Origin of the sequence: Altererythrobacter sp. C41 (assembly GCF_016803135.1) — a bacterium.
Lineage (GTDB): Bacteria > Pseudomonadota > Alphaproteobacteria > Sphingomonadales > Sphingomonadaceae > Pelagerythrobacter.
In genome coordinates, this window is record NZ_JAEVFE010000010.1 from 1 (window position 1) to 22,480 (window position 22,480).

The 22,480-nt window shown below is 63.8% G+C and carries 27 protein-coding genes and 1 pseudogene; 16 read left to right on the top strand and 12 right to left on the bottom strand.

Features of this window, described 5'->3' with window-relative positions; all coding sequences use genetic code 11:
- From JNO53_RS15480 to JNO53_RS13540, 9 genes are all read right to left on the bottom strand, one after another.
- A partial coding sequence (locus tag JNO53_RS15480) for a hydantoinase/oxoprolinase N-terminal domain-containing protein (RefSeq protein WP_203110947.1) occupies positions 1-128 on the bottom strand: 128 nt, incomplete at its 3' end.
- A gap of 10 nt (positions 129-138) precedes the next feature.
- On the bottom strand, positions 139-1,047 hold the full coding sequence (locus tag JNO53_RS13505) for a hydroxymethylglutaryl-CoA lyase (RefSeq protein WP_203112404.1): 909 nt from the start codon (positions 1,045-1,047) through the stop codon (positions 139-141).
- Positions 1,044-1,679: an isochorismatase family protein gene (locus tag JNO53_RS13510; RefSeq protein ID WP_203112406.1), complete on the bottom strand. Its 636-nt coding sequence runs from the start codon at positions 1,677-1,679 to the stop codon at positions 1,044-1,046. The genes JNO53_RS13505 and JNO53_RS13510 overlap by 4 nt, the downstream gene beginning before the upstream one ends.
- Positions 1,676-2,281, bottom strand: coding sequence for a 3-isopropylmalate dehydratase small subunit (gene leuD / locus JNO53_RS13515; RefSeq protein ID WP_203112409.1), 606 nt, complete (start codon positions 2,279-2,281; stop codon positions 1,676-1,678). The genes JNO53_RS13510 and leuD overlap by 4 nt, the downstream gene beginning before the upstream one ends.
- Complete coding sequence (gene leuC / locus JNO53_RS13520) at positions 2,278-3,684, bottom strand: 3-isopropylmalate dehydratase large subunit (RefSeq protein ID WP_203112412.1); 1,407 nt, start codon at positions 3,682-3,684, stop codon at positions 2,278-2,280. The genes leuD and leuC overlap by 4 nt, the downstream gene beginning before the upstream one ends.
- Positions 3,681-4,706, bottom strand: a complete 1,026-nt coding sequence (locus JNO53_RS13525) for a zinc-dependent alcohol dehydrogenase (protein WP_203112415.1) — start codon at positions 4,704-4,706, stop codon at positions 3,681-3,683. Before JNO53_RS13525 ends, leuC begins: the two co-directional genes overlap by 4 nt.
- On the bottom strand, positions 4,706-5,461 hold the full coding sequence (locus JNO53_RS13530; protein WP_203112418.1) for a cupin domain-containing protein: 756 nt from the start codon (positions 5,459-5,461) through the stop codon (positions 4,706-4,708). Before JNO53_RS13530 ends, JNO53_RS13525 begins: the two co-directional genes overlap by 1 nt.
- A gap of 2 nt (positions 5,462-5,463) precedes the next feature.
- Entirely contained in the window at positions 5,464-6,240 is a 777-nt protein-coding gene (locus JNO53_RS13535) for a maleate cis-trans isomerase family protein (RefSeq protein WP_203112420.1), read from the bottom strand.
- The gene (locus tag JNO53_RS13540; RefSeq protein WP_203112424.1) at positions 6,237-7,430 is read right to left on the bottom strand and encodes an FAD-dependent monooxygenase; all 1,194 of its coding nucleotides are present in this window, start codon (positions 7,428-7,430) and stop codon (positions 6,237-6,239) included. Before JNO53_RS13540 ends, JNO53_RS13535 begins: the two co-directional genes overlap by 4 nt.
- 157 nt (positions 7,431-7,587) lie before the next feature.
- On the opposite strand from JNO53_RS13540, the gene JNO53_RS13545 reads away from it, so the two are divergent.
- Positions 7,588-8,376, top strand: coding sequence for a helix-turn-helix domain-containing protein (locus tag JNO53_RS13545; protein ID WP_203112427.1), 789 nt, complete (start codon positions 7,588-7,590; stop codon positions 8,374-8,376).
- Here the strand turns inward: JNO53_RS13545 and JNO53_RS13550 are convergent, their stop codons facing one another.
- Entirely contained in the window at positions 8,377-9,585 is a 1,209-nt protein-coding gene (locus tag JNO53_RS13550) for an MFS transporter (RefSeq protein ID WP_338015365.1), read from the bottom strand.
- A 224-nt stretch (positions 9,586-9,809) separates the two neighbouring features.
- Between JNO53_RS13550 and JNO53_RS13555 the strand changes: the two genes are divergently transcribed.
- Together JNO53_RS13555 and hisD are read left to right on the top strand one after the other, a co-directional pair.
- Positions 9,810-10,673, top strand: coding sequence for an isocitrate lyase/PEP mutase family protein (locus JNO53_RS13555; RefSeq protein ID WP_203112432.1), 864 nt, complete (start codon positions 9,810-9,812; stop codon positions 10,671-10,673).
- A gap of 40 nt (positions 10,674-10,713) precedes the next feature.
- Entirely contained in the window at positions 10,714-12,036 is a 1,323-nt protein-coding gene (gene hisD / locus JNO53_RS13560) for a histidinol dehydrogenase (RefSeq protein WP_203112434.1), read from the top strand.
- Positions 12,037-12,292: 256 nt separating this feature from the next.
- On the opposite strand, the gene JNO53_RS13565 is transcribed toward hisD, so the two are convergent.
- Entirely contained in the window at positions 12,293-13,198 is a 906-nt protein-coding gene (locus JNO53_RS13565; RefSeq protein WP_203112435.1) for a S41 family peptidase, read from the bottom strand.
- A gap of 66 nt (positions 13,199-13,264) precedes the next feature.
- On the opposite strand from JNO53_RS13565, the gene JNO53_RS13570 reads away from it, so the two are divergent.
- The 11 genes and pseudogenes from JNO53_RS13570 (at position 13,265) to JNO53_RS13615 (ending at position 19,617) form a co-directional block, all read left to right on the top strand.
- Positions 13,265-13,735, top strand: a complete 471-nt coding sequence (locus JNO53_RS13570) for a MarR family winged helix-turn-helix transcriptional regulator (RefSeq protein WP_238401924.1) — start codon at positions 13,265-13,267, stop codon at positions 13,733-13,735.
- Between the two features lie 128 nt (positions 13,736-13,863).
- Positions 13,864-14,079: pseudogene (locus JNO53_RS15400) on the top strand (hypothetical protein); the annotation flags it as partial.
- Between the two features lie 128 nt (positions 14,080-14,207).
- Positions 14,208-14,438, top strand: a complete 231-nt coding sequence (locus JNO53_RS13575) for a hypothetical protein (protein ID WP_203112439.1) — start codon at positions 14,208-14,210, stop codon at positions 14,436-14,438.
- 646 nt (positions 14,439-15,084) lie between these two features.
- Complete coding sequence (locus JNO53_RS13580) at positions 15,085-15,324, top strand: hypothetical protein (RefSeq protein WP_203112442.1); 240 nt, start codon at positions 15,085-15,087, stop codon at positions 15,322-15,324.
- A gap of 22 nt (positions 15,325-15,346) precedes the next feature.
- Positions 15,347-15,766, top strand: a complete 420-nt coding sequence (locus JNO53_RS13585; protein WP_203112445.1) for a hypothetical protein — start codon at positions 15,347-15,349, stop codon at positions 15,764-15,766.
- 126 nt (positions 15,767-15,892) lie between these two features.
- The gene (locus tag JNO53_RS13590) at positions 15,893-16,258 is read left to right on the top strand and encodes a hypothetical protein (RefSeq protein WP_203112448.1); all 366 of its coding nucleotides are present in this window, start codon (positions 15,893-15,895) and stop codon (positions 16,256-16,258) included.
- Positions 16,255-17,001, top strand: coding sequence for a hypothetical protein (locus tag JNO53_RS13595; protein WP_203112452.1), 747 nt, complete (start codon positions 16,255-16,257; stop codon positions 16,999-17,001). The genes JNO53_RS13590 and JNO53_RS13595 overlap by 4 nt, the downstream gene beginning before the upstream one ends.
- A complete protein-coding gene (locus JNO53_RS13600) occupies positions 16,998-17,387 on the top strand; it encodes a hypothetical protein (protein WP_203112455.1) in 390 nt (129 codons plus the stop codon). The genes JNO53_RS13595 and JNO53_RS13600 overlap by 4 nt, the downstream gene beginning before the upstream one ends.
- Before the next feature lie 40 nt (positions 17,388-17,427).
- On the top strand, positions 17,428-18,510 hold the full coding sequence (locus JNO53_RS13605; RefSeq protein WP_203112458.1) for a hypothetical protein: 1,083 nt from the start codon (positions 17,428-17,430) through the stop codon (positions 18,508-18,510).
- Positions 18,511-18,576: 66 nt separating this feature from the next.
- On the top strand, positions 18,577-18,882 hold the full coding sequence (locus tag JNO53_RS13610) for a hypothetical protein (protein ID WP_203112461.1): 306 nt from the start codon (positions 18,577-18,579) through the stop codon (positions 18,880-18,882).
- Positions 18,883-19,077: 195 nt separating this feature from the next.
- Entirely contained in the window at positions 19,078-19,617 is a 540-nt protein-coding gene (locus JNO53_RS13615; RefSeq protein ID WP_203112464.1) for a GNAT family N-acetyltransferase, read from the top strand.
- 70 nt (positions 19,618-19,687) lie between these two features.
- Here the strand turns inward: JNO53_RS13615 and JNO53_RS13620 are convergent, their stop codons facing one another.
- Positions 19,688-20,212: a DUF1993 domain-containing protein gene (locus JNO53_RS13620; RefSeq protein ID WP_203112467.1), complete on the bottom strand. Its 525-nt coding sequence runs from the start codon at positions 20,210-20,212 to the stop codon at positions 19,688-19,690.
- 375 nt (positions 20,213-20,587) lie between these two features.
- On the opposite strand from JNO53_RS13620, the gene JNO53_RS13625 reads away from it, so the two are divergent.
- Complete coding sequence (locus tag JNO53_RS13625; RefSeq protein ID WP_238401925.1) at positions 20,588-21,010, top strand: hypothetical protein; 423 nt, start codon at positions 20,588-20,590, stop codon at positions 21,008-21,010.
- Positions 21,007-22,359 (top strand): PQQ-dependent sugar dehydrogenase, encoded by a 1,353-nt coding sequence (locus tag JNO53_RS13630; protein WP_203112470.1) that lies wholly within the window; start codon positions 21,007-21,009, stop codon positions 22,357-22,359. Before JNO53_RS13625 ends, JNO53_RS13630 begins: the two co-directional genes overlap by 4 nt.
- Positions 22,360-22,480 lie beyond the last annotated feature (121 nt).

Sequence of the window (22,480 nt, forward strand, 5' to 3'; positions counted from 1 at the left end):
AAAATGCCTTCCGAACTGTCCGACGGCGTCGACGGCGTCTTGTGACGCCAAAACTCGCCCGTCACCTCGTTAAACAACAACAGGTCGGTGAAAGTCCCGCCTACATCCACTCCAAGACGATATGTCATGGTTTCGTCCTTATGCCTTCGTGTTCGGAAATGGGCCGGCGCGACTGACAACGGCAGGCAACGGCCCATCCATCTCACCCGCCAGCCAGTGCGCAGCCTCGATCGTGCGCTCGAGATCGTATCCGGTCGCGATACCGGAGCGACCGAGCATGTAGAGGAGGTCTTCTGTCGCGATGTTGCCGGTGGCGCTGGGCGCGAAGGGACATCCCCCGATTCCGCCGAGTGAGGCGTCGAGCGTCGTCGCACCCGCTTCCACCGCGGCCCACGCGTTGGCGATGCCGGTGTTGCGCGTGTTGTGGAGATGGACACGAACCGGCAGCGGCGTGACGGCCGCGCAAACCGCTGCGACCAGCGCGTGAACCTGCGCGGGCACGGCCACGCCGATGGTGTCGGCTAGCGCGATCTCGATCGGATCGGCCGCCGCGATCCGCGTGGCGATCGCCACCACGTGCTCGGGATCGACCTCCCCTTCGAAGGGACAGCCGAACGCGGCGCCGATCGTGACCTGTGCGGCCCGCCCCGCCGCGCGTGCGAAGCGGACGACGTCGGCCGCCATCTCGGCGGACTCGAGCGAAGTCTGCCCTTGGTTGCGCCCGGCGAAGCTATCGGTCGCGACGCAGACCGCACCGATTTCCTTCACCGAAGTGGCGAGCGCACGCAGCGCTCCCTTCTTATTCATGACGAGGCCAATCGTCGTGACTTCATCGGGGACCTGCAGCCCTTCGATCACCGCCTCGGCATCCGCCATTTGAGGCACCCGGTCGGCGCGCACGAAGCTCGCGACCTCGATGCGTCGCGCACCAGCCGCAATCATGCGCTGAATCAGCTCGATCTTCTGCGCTGTGGTGAAGGGCTGCTTCTCGTTCTGCAGTCCGTCACGCGGCGCAACCTCGACGATCTCGACGCTTCCAACCGTCACGTTCGTGGGCCCAGAGTGGAAAGGAACTCGACCACCTCCGTCTCGTTCACCACGTCGGCATACTTCGCCTCCATGTCGAACAGGTTCGCGCGGTGGGGCCCGGGATGGCGGTCGCCGCAGGCGTCGGCGATCACGGCGGTACGGAAACCATGCGACATCGCATCCACGCACGTCGCCCGCACACAGCCGCTGGTGGAAACGCCCGTCAGCAGCACGCTGTCGATGCCCAGCGCCGTGAGCGTAGAGGCAAGCGACGTGCCGAAGAAGGCGCTGGGATACTGCTTCGAGATGACCAGTTCCTCGGAACGCGGTTCCAGCCCCTTTGCCCAGTCGCCCATCGGTTCGCCCTGGAGGAAGTAGCGCAGCGGCTTCGATTTCTCGAAGAACCGCCCGCCGTCGATGGCCGAAGGATGGTAGACGACATTGGTGAGGATGACCGGAACACCGGCGGCACTCGCCGCCTCCCGCACGCGAAGCGCCGATTCCAGCGAAGCACTGGAGCCCATGTAAAGATCGCACTCAGGATCGTAATATGCACGGACGAGATCGATCAGGATCAACGCCGGGCGAGCGCCGAAGCCGACCCGCCGGCCGAAGGCACGCTTGTAGTTCTCGGTGAGATCGTCACTCATGCGTCGGCTCCGTACAACCAGGGTTGAACTTGGCGCTGCTGCGCCTCGAAGACCGCGATGCGCGCGCCTTCGTGTTCCATGATCAGGTCGATGTCGTCCCAGCCCTTGAGCAGCCGTTCGCGGTGGCTCGGGGCGATGTCGAACGGTATGCTTTCCCCGTCGGCACCGATCGTCTGCGCTTCGAGGTCGATCTCGAGCGGGCTCTCCAGGATGGCAAGCCGTTCGACGACTGCGCGCGGCTGCACGATCGCGAGCACGCCATTTCGCAGGCAGTTGGCGGCAAAGATCTCTCCGAAGCTCTCCGCGATCACACACCGGATACCGAATCCCGTAAGCGCCCACACCGCCTGCTCGCGGCTCGACCCGCTGCCGAAATCGGCGCCCGCCAGCATGATCTGCGCGCCCGCGTGGCGCGGATCGTCAAATGGATTGCCGTCGATTGCGCCTCCATCGGGATCGATCCGCCGATCGTGAAAGAAATAGCGACCCATGTCGCCACGCTGCATCAGCAGCAGGAATCGGGCTGGAAAGATGACGTCGGTGTCTACGCGATCTTCGAGGAACGGCAGGGCATGCGAGCGCAAGCGGCAGAAGGGGGTCACGACGCCATCTCCCGCACGTCGACGAGATGGCCGGCGATTGCGGCCGCAGCGGCCATCGCAGGGCTCATCAGATGCGTTCGGCCACCTCGTCCCTGCCGGCCTTCGAAGTTGCGGTTGGAGGTTGAGGCACAGCGCTCGCCTGCTTCGAGCCGATCCGCGTTCATCGCGACGCACATCGAACATCCCGAATGGCGCCATTCGAAGCCGGCATCGAGGAAGATGCGGTCCAGCCCCTCCGCTTCGGCCTGGCGTTTGACCCCGGTAGACCCGGGCACGACGATGGCACGGACGCGAGAAGAGACCCGACGTCCTTGTGCGACGTCCGCCGCCGCGCGCAAGTCCTCGATCCGACCGTTGGTGCACGAGCCGATGAAGGCGCGGTCGATCACGATGTCCTGCAGCGCCATGCCAGCGGCAAGACCCATGTAGTCGAGGGCGCGCCGCCGCCGCTCCGCTTCGCCCCGGTCCGGCGCGTCGTCCGGATGAGGCACGCGCCCTTCGATCGACAGCGCGTCCTGGGGACTCGTGCCCCATGTCACCTGCGGCGCGAGGCCTTCGACATCCAGCTCGATCGTGCGGTCGTATGATGCGTCGCCGTCGCTCGGCAGCGTGCGCCAGTAATCGAGCGCATGCTCCCACATCTTGCCGCGAGGCGCATGGGGTCGTCCTTCCAGCCATGCGAACGTCGTCTCGTCCGGCGCGATCATTCCGACGCGGGCGCCGGCTTCGATCGACATGTTGCAAAGCGTCATACGCGCAGCCATCGTCATCGCGTCGACCGCCCTGCCCCGATATTCGATAGCATGGCCCGTCGCGAAGCCTGTGCCATGACGACCGATCAGTGCGAGCGCATAATCTTTCGCCCCGACCCATTGGCCGGGGCGTCCTTCCAGCCGGACTTCCAGCGTCTTCGCGCGCTGCTGGACCAGGCACTGCGTCGCGACCACCGTTGCGCAATCGCTCGCGCCGATGCCGAACGCCAGCGCACCGAACGCGCCGTGAGTCGAGGTATGGCTATCTCCGCAGGCAAGCGTGATCCCGGGCAATGTGAAGCCCCGTTCGGGCCCGATAACATGGACGATGCCCTGCCGCGCGTCGTCCAGATCGATGTGAGCGATGCCGAAATCCCGGGCATTGACTTTCAGTGCCTCGACCTGTGCCGCGGCGAGGCCGTCGGCGATGGGCGCGGAACGATCGGTGGTGGGCACGCCATGGTCGGGAACGGCCAGATGCGTTTCCGTACGACGGGCGACGCGCCCTGCTTCGCGGAGCCCGACGAACGACTGGTGCGTGCTGGTTTCCTGCAGGAGATGCCGGTCGACGTAAAGCAGCGCCGAACCGTCGCCGTAATCGCGAACGACGTGGGTGTCCCACAGCTTCCGATAGAGGGTTCGCCCGCTCATCGTGCACCGCCGACGTCGATGATGAAGCGCCCGATGTCCTTTGCCCCCTCGCCCGCCAACTGGGCGAAGGCATCTGCGACCCGTTCGAGGGGGAACCGGCCGCTGATCGTCGATCGCAGGCTAAGCTTGCCGCTGGCGATCAGGTCCAGCGCCTGGGCCTGATGATGGCCGGCACGCACCCCGACAATCCGCAACTCGCGATCGACGACGTCCCAGCTCGTCAGCGGCAGTTGTCCCCCGCCGGTCAACGCGACGATGCCGCCGGGCGCCGCGATCGCGAACGCCTGCGCGATGCCCCAGTCGGAGGCAGTCGTCTCGATGATTGCCGGGAATCCGCCCGGGCGGCTGGCATGGGCGCGCTCGGTCAAGTCCTCGCCGTGCTGTGCGATGGAAAGAACCGCGGCACCCAATCCTTCCGCGAGCTCGCACCGCCGTCCGGTTCCGCCCAGCGCGGTGACGGCCAGGCCGAGCGCTGTCGCAGTGGCGATCGCGCCCAAGCCCATCGCGCCTACGCCGATCACCGCCACGGTATCGCCCTCGCGCAATCCCATCTGCTCGTAGGCGTTGAGCGCATCGACGACGCCGGCCAGCATCGCGGCATCGTCGAACGTCACGGCGTCGGGCAGCACCGCGAGCTTTCGCGCGGACACGAGCGTGTATTCCTCGCAGCACGTCTGACGGACCAGCTTCGCGAAGTTCGGATCGAGGCACAGATTGGTGCGCCCCTGGCTACAGTTCGCACAGTCACCGCAATGGTCGAGCGCCAACGCAGCCACCCGGTCGCCGGGCTGATACCCCTCGACGCCCGGCCCACATTCCTCGACCACGCCGGAGAAGTCGGCGCCGATCCCCACCGGATAGGCCGAGACGTAGCGGCCGTGCCGGTTAAGGTACGTGCCGACGTCAGTCCCGTAGGGCGCATAGCTCATGACGCGCACGAGCACCTCTCCCCGTGCCGGTCGCGGCACGGGGGCATCGACGACCCGCAGGTCACCGGGGCCGAAGAGGCGCGCGGCGCGCATCAGGCGACAGGCTCCGGCGCGAAGAGCCAGAGAATGAAGCGGCAGCCGTTCTCGCTCGAGAGCGCGCCGAAAACCTCCGTTCCCGCCGGTCCCGCGCTATAATCGCCGACTTCGAACTCGGCCTTCTCGCCCTTCAGATTGCCTTCGAGCACACAAGCTTCCCAGGCCGCCAGACGAACCGAGCCCCAGGTGGTCCAGCCCGCAGGGATCTCCACCATGACCGTCCGCGCCCCCGTGCGTTCATCCGCCGAGAGCGGTCGGATACGCCATTCGGCCGGGAACGCGGCATCGCTGCGCCATTCGACGTCCTCGACCTTGAGGCTGTAGAGATGGCCGCGGCCGTCGTCGTAACTGGGGAGCGGGTACTCGTCGGGCTCCGCGGGATCGTGAACGAGCAAGAGGGCGAGCGGCCCGTCGCTGCGGATCAGCGCCGTGGCGCCTTCCTCGGCCCGTTCGTCATGGCCATGTACGATGTGCGCGGGACGGAAGAAATAGTCCCCCGCGCGCCAGTAGTGCGTGCCTCCGACCGTCACCGAGCCGGAGAGCATGAAAACTTCCTCGAAGGCGTGGTGATAGTGGGCGACCCCGCCCCCGTGCCAGCCGACGGGAATGTTCACCAGTGCGGTGACATACCCGGTCTCTTCGTCATACCCGAGGCGCTTGCGGGTGATACCGTGGGTACCGAGGGGCTCCCAGTCGATTTCCGAGGGACGAATGCGCGTGAGCGGTTCGGCGATCATCTGCGGCGCGGGCATCGTCAGAACTCGCTCATCAGACGGCCGAAGCCGTGCACGCGCTCGGTGATCCCGTTGGCGCGGAGCGCATGCCAGTAGGTGGCCGTGTTGATCGCGATCACGGGCTTGCCGAGCCAGAGTTCGGCGGCGGCGGCCGCGCGCATGGCCGAGATATTCGTGCCGCACTGGATGATCGCGTCGACGTCGTCGCCATCGAGCGCCTTGAACGTGTCGATGATCCGCCGCTCCGTGACCTCCGCGATCGAAGTCCACGATGGGCACTGCAGCGGAATGTCGCGCACGGTCTCGTATCCATGGTCGGACAGGAAGTTGCGGACTTCGGCATTGGCGGTCGGGTAATAGGGGGAGAAAAAGGCGACCTTCTTGATCCCGCCATAGGCAGCGAGCGCAGCCGCCGTCGCTTCGGAACCGGTAGACACGCCGAGACCCGAGACCTGCTCCACATTCTCGCGCCACTTCACCGCGCCCTCAGCGCCGCCGAAGAAGGTCACCGCCGACATGCCCATGACGAGGTAGTTCGGCTTGCAGGTGAGCACGCCCTTCACCGCCTCGATCGTATTGTCGCTGATCTCCCAGGCGCCCGCCATGAAAGTCTCGTTCGAAACGGCCTTCGTGTCGTTGACCACGATGCGGCTGTAATGGTTGGTCACCCCGTGAACGCGCAGATCGTCGAAATCGGGCTGCACCACCGTGTTGGTGGAAGGTCCAAGCACGCCGAACTTCATCCGGTAGCCGAGCTGATCGGCATTACGGGGGGTGGCACCGCCAGGTTCCGTCATTGGACTTTCTCCGCATCTTCGAGGCTTTCGAACATGGCCTGGCGCAGAAGGTACTGACGCCGCCGTACGGGGTCGGCATGGATGGCGGCCATGCGATCCAGGCGGCTCCGATGGGATTCACCGGGGCCCTGCTCGATGAACGCCTTGTTCGCGATCGTCTGTGCCTGGATGAATTCGCGGGTGGCATGGCGCCGCTGGCGATCGAACAGATCGATCAACGAGGCATCGCCGCCCTTGCGCAGGATCTTCCAGAGCTTGTCGGCGAGGTTCCACGCATCGTGAATGCCGCTGTTCATCCCGAACCCGCCCAGCGGGTTGTTGAGGTGCGCCGCGTCGCCGATCAGCATGACGCGGCCGCGCGCGAAGCTTTCCGCCACACGCTGGTGCACGCGGTAGATCGTCCGGTGCGACGTCTCGACGTGATGACCGGGAACGATGCGCTCGAACACCTCGGCTGCGCGGGTATCGGACGTGAGGAGCTCATCGCTGTCGTCGACGTCGGCGGGGACGAGGATTCGCCAGAGCGCCGGGACGCGCAGCAGAACCAGCCACTCGTCCGGGTCGGAGATGTAGTTGACATGCGCCAGATCGGTGATGACCGTCTCGATGGGAAACGATGTCGACAGGCTCAGAAACTTCTCGTCGTAGGTAAATCCGTCGAACCCGACCCCGATCTGTTTGCGAACCGTCGAGTGCGCGCCGTCGGCCCCGATCAGGAACTTGGTCCGCAATTGGCGGCGCTCGCCGCCGGTTTCCACGGTCACGGTCACGCCATCGGCATCCTGCTCTACGGCGACCACGCGCGTGTTGAACTGGACGTCGGCATTGGGCATGTCCGGCAACCGCTCGGTGAGCAGCGTGGACATATGGTGCTGTTCGCACTGAAGACGGAAGGGGAAGCGGGTGCGATCGGCGAGTTCGACCAGATCGAACTCCAGATACTCTCCGGTGCGCCGGTCGCGCATCTGGTAGACGGATGCCTTCAGACCCCGTTCGATAAGCGGCTGGGCCGCGTCGATCTCATCCAGCATTTCGAGCGTGGCGGCGTGGAACGTCGAAGCGCGCAGGTCGTGGGCGCAAGTCGCCTCGGCCTCGCAGACGATCACGTCGATTCCCATCGCCGCCAACCGCGCGGCGCCCACCGAACCGACCGGCCCTGCCCCGGCGACAATTACTTCCGTCTCTTGCACTAACCACCCTCTTGCGATGCGACGAGTTCGCCAGTGGCATGCGGTCGTTGTTCGCTGGGTGCTACTGCGCGGTGGTCACTTGTTCGCCTGTCGAATATAGCGGTTGTGCACCTACGCGGCACCCGCAGGTTCCGGTAGGAGCGGTATTGGAGGACCGATGGATCAGGATAGGAGTATCCGGTCGATCTCGCGCGCACTGGCAATTCTGCGTGCGATCAACCGCACGGGGTCGCTGACCCTGACCGAGATCGCCCGCGCCGTAGACGTGCCCTACCCGACCGCGCTGCGTATCGTGCGCGCCCTGGTCGACGAAGGGGTCGTGGAGCGTGAGCCGGACCGGAAGCGGTACCGGCCGACCGCGCTCGTGCAGGGCCTCTCCTACGGCTTTCAGAATCACGACCAGCTCGTCGTTACCGCGCGGCCTCATATCGTCGCGCTCACTCAGGAGCTCTACTGGCCGATCAGCATCGTCACGCGCGTAGGCAATGCCATGGTGGTGCGCGATTCCACGAGCACCCAGACTCCGCTGACGTTCAACCATTACTACCCAGGCTGGCAGGTGCCGCTGACCGTATCCGCATCAGGCCGCGTGTTTCTCGCCCATTCGGCGCCCGAAGTCCGCCGCGAGCTGATCGCCTATTACCAGGCCGACGGGACCAGCGCGGACATGGTGACGCTGAAGGCATTCGAAGAGCACGGTGAGGCCGAACGGATCGTGGCGCAAGGTTACGCCGCCGTGGCGCGTACGGGCTATTCGGCCAATCCCGGCAAGACCTCGTCCATCGCGGTTCCGCTCTTCATCGGCGATGAACTGTCGGGCACGTTGACGCTGGTCTTCTTCGCAGCTGCGATGGCGCTCGACGAAGCGATCGAGCGTTTCGTGCCGCCATTGCAGGAGACCGCCAGACGGATTGGCGAGGATATGCTGAAAACGCAGGAACGCTGATCAGGCGGTGGCCTCGGGGGCAGGTACGATCGCAAGTCGCCGGAACAGCAAGGTCGCGATGATCGAAACGACCAGCAGGCCGCAGCACAGGATGAACGCGTTCTGGTAGCTGCCGAAGCGATCGGCGGCCGATGCAGCAATCCACACACCGCTGCCGGACGAGATCGCTTCGAATACGATAAAGCCGCCCGCGATGCGACCAAGGTTAGGGCCTGCGAATACGTCCGAAATCACGACCTGTGTCAGGACGTAGCAGCCCGCCCACCCGAGGCCGAGCAACGCAAGACCGAGGAAGGCGACAGACGGCATGGCAAGGCTGAGGATGGCCGCGCCCGCCAGCAGAATGCATTGCTGGCTCGTCCACACCTGATGCACGCCCCAACGCTCTGCGGCCATGCCAACGAGGACCTTGCCGAACAATCCCACGATGAAGACGGTGCTGACGCCGGTCGCCGTCAGATGCGCCGACATGCCGATGTCCTGCAGGTAGAGGAAGAGGTTGAGCAGGAAGGCCGTCGACGAGAAAAACGTGGCGAATATCGTCACGAGCAGCAGCCCTATTACCAACGGCGAGCGGCGGTAGTGCGTCTTCGCCGGCGCCGGCGTCGCTGACGGAGGGCTCAGGGTTTCTCCCACGCGAAGGCGCGGCAGGAGCAGGGCGACGATAGGCAAAAGGACGATCGGCAGGATCGCCAGCCCGGCCAACACGTCACGCCAGTGATAATGGTCCAGCGCCAGAACGATCAGATTCGGGAAGATCGCCGATCCGATGCTCGTGCCCGACAGCGCGACCGATATCGCAAGCGCCCGCCGCTCCTCGAAGCATTGGCGTACCATCAACACGACGATCACCACGTGCGCGCTCGCGTAGCACATGCCCAGCAGCGCATAGAGAACATAGATCTGCCCGAGCGATTGTGCATGCCCGTAAATGGCCAGCGCCGCAGCCAGCAGGAAGAGCCCGGCCAGCACGATCGTCCTCGGCGCGATACGGACCGTCAGGAAGCCTATGCCGAGCCCCGAAAGGCCGGAGGCCATCAGAAAGATGCTCTCCCGCAGCTTGAGATCGGCACGGGAGACGTTCAGACTTTCCAGCAACGTCCGGTCGAGCGCAGGAAGGCCGGACGTGATGATGCCGTGACAGATCGTCATCACCAGCAGCAATGCGAACACGACTACCCAGCCGCTGCGCTTGCGCTCCGTCGTCACTGCCAAACTCGCCAAATGCCTGCACCTTCTTTGCAGCGGATACGGGAGAGATGAGCGCAATGGCGGCGACGCGCCATTGCCTCCTCACCCATGTTCGCCTGCCGAACATTTCTGCCCGAGTCGATTGTCGATAGCTCGGTCCGCCATAGAACGGCGGCCGTCGCCACGAGCGTGACGGGCCCGCCCATGCCGTCACGCCGGATCGGGACGCAGGAGCTTACTTAATGGCAAATCGCACGCTGCGCAGCCGGCTTGACGCAGGCGACTTCATCGTCGCGCCCGGCATTCAGGACATGATCACCGCGGTCATCGCCAACGACGTCGGCTTCGATGCCGTATACGGTTCTGGATACTGGCTCACGGCGTCCGCCCACGGCCTGCCCGATGCCGGGATAGCCTCGGTGACGCAGATGGTCGACCGGATGGCGACGCTGGTGGAGATCTCGCAGGCGCCGGTGATTGCCGATGCCGACACCGGCTACGGCGGCCTTCTGAACGTGCATCATACGGTTCGCGGGTATGAGAAGGCCGGGGTCGCGGCACTCCAGCTCGAGGACCAGGAGTTTCCCAAGAAGTGCGGCCACACGCCGGGCAAGCGGATCGTATCGACCGAAGACATGGTCGAACGCATCAAGGTCGCGTGTGACGCGCGCGGTAGCGACGAGCTCATCATCATCGCCCGCACCGACGCCCGCCAGATCGAAGGCATGGACGGCGTGATGCGCCGGCTGGAAGCCTATGCGGTGGCAGGGGCGGACGTGCTGTTTCCCGAAGCGCTGGTTTCGGAAGATGAAATGGCAGCGGTGTGCAAGGCGTTCGACCAGCCGCTGCTCGCCAACATGGCTTCCGGGGGGGTCACGCCGATCCTTCCAGTAGACAGGCTGAAGGCGCTCGGCTTCTCGATCGCGATCTTCCCCGCGCTCGCCAGCCTGGCTTCGGCCGCCGCGGCGCATGCGGCGCTGACGGCGCTTCGGGACAAGGGCACCGGCACCGATCCCGCCGTTCCGCTCTACGACTTTCGCCGTTTCTGCGAGCAGATCGGCTTCAAGGAAGTGTGGGATTTCGAGAAGCGCTGGGCGCGCGATTGACGCCGGCGGCAGGTTCAACGGACACGATCAGGAGAAACACATGGCCATTTGGCTGAAGCGCGGAGCGCCCCAGCAACAGCGGGCGGACATTCAGAAGAGCGTGGCGGAAACGGTCGATCGTATCCTCACCGACATCGCCGAGCGCGGCGATGCCGCGGTGCGCGAGCTGTCCCAGAGGTTCGACAACTGGAACCCCGAATCGCTGGCCCTGAGCGACCGCGAGAAGCAGGACTGCCTAGACCAGCTTTCGAGCCAGGACCTCAAGGACATCGAGTTCGCGCAGACCCAGGTCCGCAACTTCGCCCAGATCCAGCGCGACAGCATGCAGGACGTCGAGGTCGAGACGCTGCCCGGCGTGGTGCTGGGGCATAAACACATTCCGGTGAACGCGGCGGGCTGTTACGTCCCTGGCGGCAAGTACCCGCTGCTTGCCTCCGCGCACATGTCGGTCATCACCGCCAAAGTCGCGGGCGTCCCGCGTGTGATCTCCTGCGCCCCGCCCTTCCAGGGCAAGCCCGCTCCCGCGATCGTCGCAGCCCAGGTGCTTGCCGGCGCCGATGAGATCTACGTGCTCGGCGGTGTGCAGGCGATCGGAGCGATGGCGATCGGCACCGAGACGATCAAGCCGGTCGACATGCTCGTCGGCCCGGGCAACGCCTTCGTCGCGGAAGCGAAGCGGAAGCTGTTCGGCCGTGTCGGCATCGACCTCTTCGCAGGCCCGACCGAGACTCTGGTCATTGCGGACGAAATCGGCGCCGACGGCGAACTCTGCGCAACCGACCTGCTCGGCCAGGCTGAACATGGCCCCGACAGCCCAGCGGTTCTACTGACCACCTCGGAAAAGCTCGCCCGAGAAACAATGGCGGAAGTCGAGCGGCTGCTGCAGATCCTCCCGACCGCCGATCATGCCCGCAAGGCGTGGGAAACATACGGCGAGGTGATCGTCGCCGAGAGCGATGAGGAAATGGTCGCGATCGCAGACGAGATTGCCTCCGAACATGTTCAAGTGATGACGGCGGCCCCGGATTACTTCCTGAAGAACATGACGAATTACGGTGCGCTGTTCCTCGGCGCCCGCACCAACGTCAGCTATGGCGATAAGGTCATCGGTACCAATCACACCCTGCCTACTGGCAAAGCAGCGCGTTATACGGGCGGTCTGTGGGTCGGCAAGTTCCTCAAGACCTGCACCTATCAACGCGTCACAACCGATCAGGCGTCGGCGATGATTGGTGAGTATTGCAGTCGCCTGTGCGCACTCGAGGGATTCGCGGGGCATGGCGAGCAAGCCAACATTCGCGTTCGCCGTTACGGCGGGCGCGAGGTGCCCTACGCCGGACGTGTCGAGCCGCTTCTGGTGTGATCGGGGCGGCGGATCGGTCCCGCGTCCACCAGGCGCGGGACCTCTTCGGCATAAAGCACGTGGAGGATTGCGCCGACAAGCAGCGCGTGGGCGGTCTTCTCCCAGTGGCTGCGCGTTCGAGAGCGCCTTCGGGATCGACGAGGATATCGGCAATGTTCTGGACGTCGCGCGCTTCGCTCGCGCATAGCGTCAACCACCGGCTAGAGTACTCCGCAGTCGCCCCGCCCGGCCAGCGGAGAGCGTCCCAGGCCGCCCGTCAAGGCAAAAGCCGGTCCTCAAGCGCGCGCCGCGCGACATAGAGCGGATCGTCCCCTCCCGGAACATCGGGTTGAACCCCCGAACCTTCCCAGTTCACGCCCGTCGTCAGGTTGACGGGCCGCGCGTCGGGTATCGAGATGGCGTAGCTCTCGCCGAGCTCGACCGGCTCACCGACCAGATTGGCGACCCCGCCGCTGCGGGAACCCACAATCAGGGCGCGCCCGAGCGCCTGAAGCGAGTAAGCGACGAACTCGGAAGCCGAGCCGGATCTCCTGTCGATGAGAATGGCAACGGGCCGCGCAGTCCCGCCAAGGTGGAGCTCGATCGCCGGCAGACTTTCGCTTGACGTTCCGCGGCGCCGCTCGATCGTCTGCACCGCCTCTACTGCCGGCGCCAGGGCGCGGACCAGATGCTGCGCGGTGCGGGCGTCGCCCCCGCCGTTCCCTCTCAGATCGATGATCAGGCCTCTCGTGTCCGAGAGCAGCCCGGCAGCGGCCTCCAGTTTCGGCTTGGCGAGGTCCCAGGGATAGAAACTCGAGATGCGCAGATATCCAACATTCCCTTCAAGCACGCTCGCCTCGCGAACGCCGGCGTTGACGTTCCGACTTTCCGAACGCCAGGCCATCAGCCAGTCTTGTGCTCCAGCGTCGCTATCCGGCCGTTCGAACATGAAGTGCGGATCGTAGCTGTCGAGGATTACGTTGGTTTCCGCGACGAAGGCAGCCTCGTCCAGACATGCGCGCTGCCGAGCTTCTGCAGCCTCCTCCCGCAGGCGGCGCGCGATCCTGCTCGCCGCGCCCTCGTCGAAGTACTGCGTTTCGATAGCGCTGGCTGCAGCCTCCAACGCGCTTGCCTGCTGGGGGCAGGCACCTGCGGCCGCGAGCGCCAAAATGGGAACAAGCATCCAACCGTCCTTGTGTTACATAAGCGCTTATATATAAGCACGCATATGCAGAGACATCAAGCTACCTTGGGCACACTGCTGCGCCGCCTCATCGATGCGCTCGATGGTGCGGTGGAGAACGCCTATCGTGAGGCCGGCCTGGATTTCCGACCGCGCTACACGCCCGTTATCAGGCTGCTCCTGGACGCGGGCCCGATGCCGATCAGGGACATCGCCCGGCAGGCCGGCGTCAGCCATTCGGCCTTGAGCCAGACGGTGTCGCAGCTCCAGCGGGAAGGCTGGGTTGAGCTAAGACCGGGCCATGACCGCCGAGAGCGCGTGGTCCATCCATCCGACAAAACCCACAAGCTGGAACCCGCTCTCCGGAAGCGGTGGGCGATTACCGCAGCAGCGGCAGCATCGCTCGACGCCGAGTTGCCATGCGCTCTAGAGCCTCTCTTGCGGCAGGCGCTCGAAGCGTTGGAGGCGAGGCCATTCACACAGCGGCTCGCAGACGCGGCATTGGACACCACAGGAGATGCATCGAGAGGAAGTTGAACCGCTGGTTTGACTTAAAATCAGAATAGCGTCCCAGCGTCACCCAGGCCATCGTCCTGCCATCTGAGAATGACTTCGCCCTGTCCGCTGCTTGCTCCTTAACCGCTTCGCCGATGGCCTTTGAAGCTCCGATAGCCTACGATGCCGGGAAAGCTCTTCACGCTGCAGCCAAGACAAAAGGCGAGCATGGATTTGGTGCCCAGTGGGCCGGACAAGGTGCGCCGTTAGCTCGCGCCATGCCGGCTGCTCGATTGGTCCAGACGTTGCAAGACGAGCTCGAGCGTTGTCGAGCCGACGGGCGGCTCTCGGCGACCAATCAGCGGGCTGCTTCCGGTCGACGCTAGATCGTGCCCGGCATCAGTCTCCGCCGACATCGCCGACGCGTGGCTGATCCTCAAAGCCGGCGTTGATTCACCAAGCTGGCGCGCGAACGTCGGCTTGCCTGGCCATCAACAGCGGCTAAGCGGTGGGTATGACTGCCTCCGATCTTGAACAGCTGCTTATCACACGCCTTATCCGGGAGAGAGGCGGGACCTCGCAGGCATGGCGTCGGGCGCTTGGTAAGGCGATCGTGCGCGACACGACGACGCATCCCCATTGCAATTGGGATTTCAGACTGAGTGGCACCATTTCGCAGCGCGCCGCGATCGAGCGGCTGCTCGACGACGTGCGGCTTGAGCATTCGATCGTAGCGGACGGCTGAGCGTCGTGAGGCCTGCGGCCGCCGCCGACAAAACGGTCGTTGCCGGCCCCAGATCGAGCCGTCGAAACTTGCCCTACCTTCATAAGCTACCAAAAGGCTGACAGTGAGCCGGTCAGGGTGTTGAATTAATTAGCATGCGCTTTGTCGCACAATGATGGGACCGTTCGCTCATTCCGCATCCGCCGATAGCGGCCTTCCTGTCTCTCAATGCCGTGTGCGGCACCCCGACGCGAGCACAAAGCGGCGACGAGGCGGATCGCTCCGGCAACTCGTCGAGATCGCGCAGGATTCGCGTCCGGTCGATGCCCCTTTGACTCCGGGAACACTTTCAGAAGCCTTGTCATGCCGATCCCGCGACCCGCATATGGCGTTCGCCACCGCCCTCTTTCTTGCTGAGAAGCAGCCTGATTGGATGCGCAGATACGAGGGGAAGGAAGCCGAAGGGATGACAATCTCTGAAACGCTTTTCGTCGGCTGCAATTATACGCCGGTTTCGCGTGAGAAATTTCGCCAAGGGAACCGCAGACCGAGCAGACATCGGGCCAGGATGGAAGGTAGCGTCGCAAGAAGACCCGCGGACGCGCCGGCGAACGGTTGACACCATGCAGATGCCTGCCCGACAAACATCAATGAAGGGAGTGAACGAATGGCATCGATCATCATGGCCCTCATCATGGGGCTTCTAGGCGGACCAGCCGTCGCGATGGCATTTCGTATGCCGAATCCGCAGGCAGGACACCAGAAGCGCAAGGAGGCATTCCTCGCCGGCAAGGGCAGCGATCCCGATGCCGCACCTTTCGGTCCGCACAAGTCGTTCAAACATAATGCGATCGTCTTCGGCCTGATATTCGCGGCGATTGGATTCTTCATCGGAATGCTGGGTTGAGCGTCAGCGCCTGGCGCTGCGCATGCCGGTCCGCGACACTCTGATCCTCGCCGTCTTCCCCCACTCGCCTGTCAAGGAGGCCAATTTGCCGAAACTATTACTGACTGGTCCGCTTCTCCTATCCGCAGTGCTGCTGGCCGGATGCGGGAACGAACAGGGCGAAGGGCCGATGAAGCCCGGCATTTACGCCTATGAAGCCGCGGACGGTTCCAGCCATCGCATGATTTTCAGCGAGGACGGCACCTATTCGGATATGCAGGACAACGTGCCGAAGCCCGTCGAGCAGGGGCAATGGCTGCGGCGTGACGGGCAGCTCTGCATGAAATCGGGCAATAGCGGGGCGGAACTGTGTCTCGACGAGAAGGCAGAGGCGAATGGAGGCTTTTCCCTGTCCAAGGGCGGCACCACCACTCAGTTCACGCTCGAGGCCGGCGTGCAGTGATATGAGCCTGGTCGATCATGAATTCGCCGGCGATCGACCATGAGGGCCCGTCGCATTCCATCTGTGCAGCGCTGCGCAGTCGCCGCCGCCTTTGCCTGCGCAATCCTGTTCCCTCCGGCGGCTTCCGTGGCCGGTGACACGGACGAGATAACGATTGAGGAAGCATCGGGTCGTGAACTGATCGCTCTGCTGAACGGCAATACGCTTATTGTGAGCGCGCCCGGCGAGACGGGCGGGGCCTACGGCTATCTGCACCTGAAAGAAGATGGAACAGCGATCTTTCGCGAAATGCTGCCGGACGCCAGCCCCGGGCGCATCAGATGGTCTGTCGACGAACGCCAGAGGCTATGCATCACCGAAACCCTCGATCCCGGCGCGCGCAAGGACTGCGGCCTTTTCCGAATGAAGGGGGATGACCTCTATATATACGGCGATAATGGAAAGGTCGAACATGCGAAGGCTCGGTTGGTGCGCGGAGAGCCACGCGAATGAATGCCGCCACGACATTCCACATTCTGTGCCTGGTCGCTCTTGCGGCGACAGCGCCGGCACTGGCCAATCCGGATAGCGGGCCACTGTTGTGCGCAGGACCGGAATTGATCCAGCACGCCAATATCGCGGGGGACGAACCACCCTTGCCCGGCACCTACCGATGCAGCGAAGAAGGTATCGCGATCACGCTCCGCCTCGATGCGGACGGACGCTTTGAACAACACATGCGCGCGAACGAACGGCTTTTCGAACGCGAAGATGGAACCAGGACGACCGAAACCAGCCTGTCAGGCCGGTGGCGCGTCGAGAACGGAACCGTGCATCTGTTCGAACAGCCAGCCAGAGCCCCCCGTATCAATCTGATCGAGGCGCGGCGCGATCCCTCGGTGGGACTGCGTGTGGATATCCGCACGCCGGAGGGAGACGCAGCGCGTGGCCTCTTCATCGGGGAAGGTGAACACATCAATGTCCGAAGCTCGCTGGACGACGGCCTCCTGCTGATACCCAAAGGGATCGTCTGGAACCCGGGCAAGCGCTGGATCGTCCGCATGGGAGACGAACTGCGCCTCGCTGCTTTCGACGCAGTCGCGGGTGGCCCTAACAGTTTCCAGTACGTCTACGAACCGAGCGAAATCGAACCGTTCCATCAGCAGGGATTGGTCGCGGGGGAACATGGAGAGATCATCGTGGTCCCACTCGGCATAAGCGGAGCGGTCCTGCAACGGATCGGCAGTCCCAAATGAATGCCGAGCGCGCAAAACAGCTAGACGTCACGCCCTTCGGAGACGAGCTGGCACATGCTGCCGCGCGGTTTCTGAAAGAGAACCAATGGTTCGACGGCTTGGGGGCGATTGTTCGGGCCCATCGGGATTATACCGGGCACGGTCTTTTCCACGATCATGCAACGGGCGAATTCTTCCTTGCCCGCTCGCTCGACAGCCTGCCGAGAGAATCTCTTTTTTCCTTTCCCGATGGGCCCGGTTTTACGCAGTGGCTAGCCACGCAGACTGATCTGGCGCTTTCCGGCCGTATCCCAACGGGCATGCCGCAATTCGACCGGGATCCGGACAATCAGCGGATCACGCGGCAACTGATCCTCGATCACCTCGCCCGCGAGGATACCGCGTGACGAGGATGGCCCGCCTATCGAATGTGCGCACAGGCTGAAGATGGGTCGCCGCCCCCGCCACCTTCTGTTCGCCATCCTCGCGCTGACCGCACTTCCGGCATCGGCACAGTCAGTCTTCCCGCACGAACCGCCGAAGCCGGGGCAAACGCTGCTGGAATGGAGCGATCCCCCTCTCCTGAAGCATGACATTCCGCCAGAGCAGCGTAGCGACGTCACCAGTTGTGCCGAAACGCATGAAACCCGGCTGGAAGAGGTCGCGTTGACCTGCTGGCCCGTGTTGCAAGCATATCAGTTGTTCCTGCGAATGGATTTCGCGGCCGGGGAGCCATCCGGCGATCCGCAGGCCAACCGCCGCCTTGCCCTCGGCTACGCCGATCAACTGATCGACCTGATCGGTGAGCCCGAATGGCCCCTGCAGACGCATATTCTGATGAAGGTCTATCACCGGCAGGCGGCCCTGCTGGGGGAAGAGCAGCGGTGGGAAGCCGCACTCGCCGCCAATGCGAAAGAGATCGCTGTCATCGATGCGCTGGGCGGATACGACCGCGATTTCCGGATGGCCTTTGCTCTTGCGAAACGGACCGACCTTCTGCTGGGCGCGGGACAGCGCAACGAGGCGCGGGCCGTGCTGGAGCAGGCACGCCCGCTGCTGACCCGCCCGGATGGCGAGCGCAACGGATGGGCGTTTTCCAACCATAGCGAAGCCGTTGTGAAGGATGCGATCCGCCAGGGCGATCTAGCCTATGCCGAGAGCACGCTGGATCGCTATCTCGATTACGTGCGCGGCGCGCCGGAGGGGATGCAGTTCGGTTCGCTCGATGCGCTGGACCTCAAGCTGTATCTCGTCGCCGGCCGCAGGGACGTGACGGCAGCGCTCGACCTGCTGGACCAGCGCTCAGCGATATTGGGCGACCACGATCCGTGCTTTTACGGAAATGTCCTGTTTCCCTATGTCCTGGCGCCCATCCGCGATGTGCTGCGGATCGCGGCGCGGATCGAGCACCTGCAATGCCCACCCAGGGTGATGGCGAAACTGGCGCGAACTCCGGAGACGGGAATCCTCTCGAACGACGGCAAGGTCATCCTGCCGAGAATCCCTGACAGCGGTCTCGATTGGGATTGAGAGGCAGGACGGCAGCTGACAGCAGTTGTTGTTGCAAGGCAAGTAGCGCCCCGATACGCCCGGCCCGTGAAAAAATCCCTTCTCCTCGCACCTTTGGCGCTCTCGCTCCTGCTTCCCGTCAGCGCCCACGGCCAGTCGAAAGAGCCCACATTGACGGGGCGCGAGGCCATAGAGCGCATCATCGGCAATACGATCGTTCTCGCTCCGACGAAGCCCTTGCCGACACTCGCCGTCAGGTCCTTTATATATTTCAGCCCGGATGGACGCGCTGCCATGCAAATAGCAGCGAGCGAGCGGGCGGACGAAGAGGAAAAAAACGGAAACAAGAACAGGAACCTGGTCGATCGACGATGGGGAGTATTCGCCGAGTAGCCCGCGACAAGAGGCGACGCATGGTACCGTCGTTGGCGGGGCGCGGTCGGGCAGACTCTCTAGCTTGGAACCTAAAGCGCTGACCGTCCGCGGCGCTCGCGATCAGAGGCGCCCGTCGGCAAAGTGGCCATTCGTATTCCATCGCACGCGGCGAGGCGTTTTGATCTTTGGCCGCGTTTGCACATAAATGCCCTGATGACCGCCCATTTCATCGACCGCGTGGCCAGACTGGATGATCTGGACGCTTTGCATCGCGTGATGATCCGATCGATCACGCATCTGCAGACCGAATTCCTTACCGCAGAACAGGTGGCTGCCAGTCACAAGGTGATGGGGCTCGATAGCCTGCTCATACGCGATGGCACATATTTCGTGGTCGAATCTGGCGATCGCATCGCCGGATGCGGCGGCTGGAGTTTTCGTGAGACACTCTATGGAGGCGATGAGAGTATCATCGCGCGCGAGCCATCAATCGTGGATCCAGAAAACGGTGCTGCGAAGATACGTGCGATGTACACGGATCCCGACTTCAAGCGGTGCGGCATCGGCAAACGTATCATCCAGCTGTGCGAACAGGCGGCGCGTTCGGCCGGTTACCGCCGGGCCGAGTTGATGGCGACCGCCGCCGGCGTGCCGCTGTATGAGAGCTGCGGCTACTCGCCCAAGTCGACGCTTCAGTTCGCCGAGATCGATGGTGTGCAAGTGCCTCTGCTGCAAATGGAAAAGATGCTCTGATGCACTGAACGGATGATGTTCGCCGGCAAAGCCGTTGCTTCTCGAAAAACAGGCGAAGGGAGCGCTCGAGCTAGGCTGATATGGTGCGCAGCCGGCCTTCGTAGTCCCGCTTGCCGATCGGCACACCGCGCGAGCGCAGGATGTCATAGGCGGTGACCGCGTGGAAGTGGAAGTTGGGGAGAGAGAACGAGAGGATGAAGTTCTCCGCCGCAAAAGCTAGTCGACGCGGCCCGATCTGCATGTCCAGCGTCTTGCCCGCGCACGCGTCAATCTCCTCCCGTGTGAAGGCCATTAACTGTCGTTCTCCCTCAACGATCATTGCCTGCAATCGTGCGAACGGCACTTCCCCTCCCAGTTCCGGCGGGGTGAACGCGCCCGTGAGCAGTGTCTCCACACCCCATGCCGAGTGGTGCCACGCAGCCTCGATCTGGAAATGGAACGGCGCCATGTCCGGATAGAGACGCTCAGTGACAAAATCGTCGGGATTGCGGCCGGTTTCGGCACAATACTCGGCCGCCATTCCGAGAAAGCCGCCGATGGCCCGCACGGTCTGGAGAAAGGTCGGTACGCTCAGATCATAAAGCGATACGGTCATAGGAATCCTCAAGGTCAACCAGCTCGCACCTCACCTTTTCAGGATGCGGCGGAACGGCGGAAAGGACAATCGGTTGGGACGGGCCCCTCATTGCCAGAATGGGAACAGGTCCACCGGCATAGCGTCCACTCCCGCCTCTGATTAGCCGTCGAAGCGGTCATTCATTCAGGCACGCGCGGAGGTTGGCAGCCGGGCGGTGAGGAGATTGTCCGCATCCAAGCCCATGGGAGGCGGACCCAGCCAAGTGGCTCGATGCGGAACTCGCGTGGCCCTGTCTGCATTGCCCCTAGAGTCGCCATGCACGATGGAAAGTGATCGGGGCCGATCGCGCTTGTCGTCGTAAGCGAAGTCATCGGGCGGAGCAGGAGCATATCAATGCAGACCGGGGAAGGCGTGGGAGCACACCGGCTAATTAATCCGCTTTACGCGATACTGCTCGCGTCGCCGATACCGCTTTTCCTGGGAGCGGTGCTCTGCAACTGGGCATACGCGACCACCTATGAGATCCAGTGGACGAATTTCGCCTCGTGGCTTGTGGCAGGAGGCTTGGTGTTCGTCGGCGCGGCCCTCGTCTGGACCGGCGTGGGGCTTTTTTCCCATCGCGGGCGGCGAGGATGGATTTCTCTGGGCTTGGTACTGGCTGCATTTGTCTTCGGGTTCATAACCGCGCTGTTCCTCGCCAGGGATGCCTGGGCGGCCATGCCGGGCAGCCTGATCCTCTCCATCATCACCTTGATCCTCGTCGTGGCGGCGAATTGGGCCGCCTATTCAGGTAGCGGATCGGAGCGCCGCGCATGAGGACCCTGCCGATCTCCGCGGCGCTCGCTGCGGCCTTGCTCCTTTCCGCATGCGGCGGCGGCGAGACGGACCCTGTCGAGTACGGCGCCGCGCCGCAACTTCCGGAGCCGCATCGTGGGCTGCTTCCGGCGATGAACATCGCCGATCCCGTGAACTGGGGCGAAGAGCGGCCGGTCGTGCCGGAAGGATATTCGGTCACAGCAATCGCGTCCGATTTGAAGATACCGCGCCAGACGCTGGTTCTGCCCAACGGCGACATTCTGATTGCCGAAGGCAAAGGCGGCGGCGCGCCGATCCTCACACCCAAGGATCTGATCGCCGGCTACATCAAGAAACAGGGCACCAGCGCGGTGAAAGGCGGCGACCGCCTGACGCTTCTGCGCGATGCAGACGGCGATGGTGTATACGAAGGTCGCGCGATCTTCGCCGAGAACTTGAACGCGCCATATGGCCTCGCGCTCATCGGAAATCGCCTGTTCGTCGCCAACCAGGATGCGCTGGTCCGCTTCGATTACACGCCCGGTCAAGTCCGCGCGAGTGGTCCTCCGGTGGAGGTGACGAAGCTGCCCTCGGAAATCAATCATCACTGGACCAAGGCACTAACGGCCGGTCCAGAGGGGCGCTACCTGTACGTCGGGATCGGGTCGAACAGCAATGTCGGCGAACGGGGCATGAGCGTGGAGGAAGACCGCGCGGTCATCTGGCAGGTCGATGCCGAGACGGGTCTGCACCGTGTCTTCGCCTCCGGCCTGCGCAATCCAACGGCGCTGGCGATCGGGCCGAGCCTCGGCCAGCTTTGGGCGGTAGTCAACGAGCGGGACGAACTGGGCCCGGACCTCGTGCCGGATTATCTCACCTCAGTGCGCCAAGGGGCGTTCTACGGCTGGCCCTATTCCTACTGGGGCGAGAACGTCGATCCGCGCGTCCGTCCCGAGAAGCCGGAGAAGGTCGCCTCTGCCGTGCGCCCCGATTACAGCCTCGGCTCCCACACTGCGCCGCTCGGTCTCGCCTTCTCGAGCCCCGCGATGGGCCCGCGCTTTGCCGACGGCGTCTTCGTGGGCATGCATGGTAGCTGGAACCGCGCCAATCCGTCGGGCTACAAGGTGGTCTTCATCCCATTCCGCGGTGGCCGTCCAGCCGGACAGCCGGTCGATTTCGTCACCAACTTCATGGGTGAAGACGGCAAGACGCGGGGTCGACCCGTTGGGGTGAGTGTCGACCCTCGCGGCGCGCTGATCGTCGCAGATGACCTCTCCAATACGATTTGGCGGATTGCCCCGCTGGTACAGCAGGGTTCGAACCAGGCGCCTCCGGGAAATGGCGACGGAGCTAGGAGCCAATCTTCGTAAGTACGTTCTTGCGAGCCGAGGCGCGAGGTCACTTCTGGGCACCTTCGGCCCAAACGTTTCCAGGCGGCGAGAGCGGGAAGTTGGCATTCAATCCAAGGACTGGCCGGTCAGGTGCCACCGA

Excerpts from the sequence above, each read along its gene's own strand:
- JNO53_RS13510 (WP_203112406.1), bottom strand. The coding sequence starts at position 1,679 with ATGAGTGACGATCTCACCGAGAACTACAAGCGTGCCTTCGGCCGGCGG.
- leuC (WP_203112412.1), bottom strand. The coding sequence starts at position 3,684 with ATGAGCGGGCGAACCCTCTATCGGAAGCTGTGGGACACCCACGTCGTT.
- JNO53_RS13525 (WP_203112415.1), bottom strand. The coding sequence starts at position 4,706 with ATGCGCGCCGCGCGCCTCTTCGGCCCCGGTGACCTGCGGGTCGTCGAT.
- JNO53_RS13530 (WP_203112418.1), bottom strand. The coding sequence starts at position 5,461 with ATGCCCGCGCCGCAGATGATCGCCGAACCGCTCACGCGCATTCGTCCC.
- JNO53_RS13535 (WP_203112420.1), bottom strand. The coding sequence starts at position 6,240 with ATGACGGAACCTGGCGGTGCCACCCCCCGTAATGCCGATCAGCTCGGC.
- JNO53_RS13545 (WP_203112427.1), top strand. The coding sequence starts at position 7,588 with ATGGATCAGGATAGGAGTATCCGGTCGATCTCGCGCGCACTGGCAATT.
- JNO53_RS13555 (WP_203112432.1), top strand. The coding sequence starts at position 9,810 with ATGGCAAATCGCACGCTGCGCAGCCGGCTTGACGCAGGCGACTTCATC.
- hisD (WP_203112434.1), top strand. The coding sequence starts at position 10,714 with ATGGCCATTTGGCTGAAGCGCGGAGCGCCCCAGCAACAGCGGGCGGAC.
- JNO53_RS13565 (WP_203112435.1), bottom strand. The coding sequence starts at position 13,198 with ATGCTTGTTCCCATTTTGGCGCTCGCGGCCGCAGGTGCCTGCCCCCAG.
- JNO53_RS13575 (WP_203112439.1), top strand. The coding sequence starts at position 14,208 with ATGACTGCCTCCGATCTTGAACAGCTGCTTATCACACGCCTTATCCGG.
- JNO53_RS13580 (WP_203112442.1), top strand. The coding sequence starts at position 15,085 with ATGGCATCGATCATCATGGCCCTCATCATGGGGCTTCTAGGCGGACCA.
- JNO53_RS13585 (WP_203112445.1), top strand. The coding sequence starts at position 15,347 with ATGCCGGTCCGCGACACTCTGATCCTCGCCGTCTTCCCCCACTCGCCT.
- JNO53_RS13595 (WP_203112452.1), top strand. The coding sequence starts at position 16,255 with ATGAATGCCGCCACGACATTCCACATTCTGTGCCTGGTCGCTCTTGCG.
- JNO53_RS13600 (WP_203112455.1), top strand. The coding sequence starts at position 16,998 with ATGAATGCCGAGCGCGCAAAACAGCTAGACGTCACGCCCTTCGGAGAC.
- JNO53_RS13605 (WP_203112458.1), top strand. The coding sequence starts at position 17,428 with ATGGGTCGCCGCCCCCGCCACCTTCTGTTCGCCATCCTCGCGCTGACC.
- JNO53_RS13615 (WP_203112464.1), top strand. The coding sequence starts at position 19,078 with ATGACCGCCCATTTCATCGACCGCGTGGCCAGACTGGATGATCTGGAC.
- JNO53_RS13620 (WP_203112467.1), bottom strand. The coding sequence starts at position 20,212 with ATGACCGTATCGCTTTATGATCTGAGCGTACCGACCTTTCTCCAGACC.
- JNO53_RS13625 (WP_238401925.1), top strand. The coding sequence starts at position 20,588 with ATGCAGACCGGGGAAGGCGTGGGAGCACACCGGCTAATTAATCCGCTT.
- JNO53_RS13630 (WP_203112470.1), top strand. The coding sequence starts at position 21,007 with ATGAGGACCCTGCCGATCTCCGCGGCGCTCGCTGCGGCCTTGCTCCTT.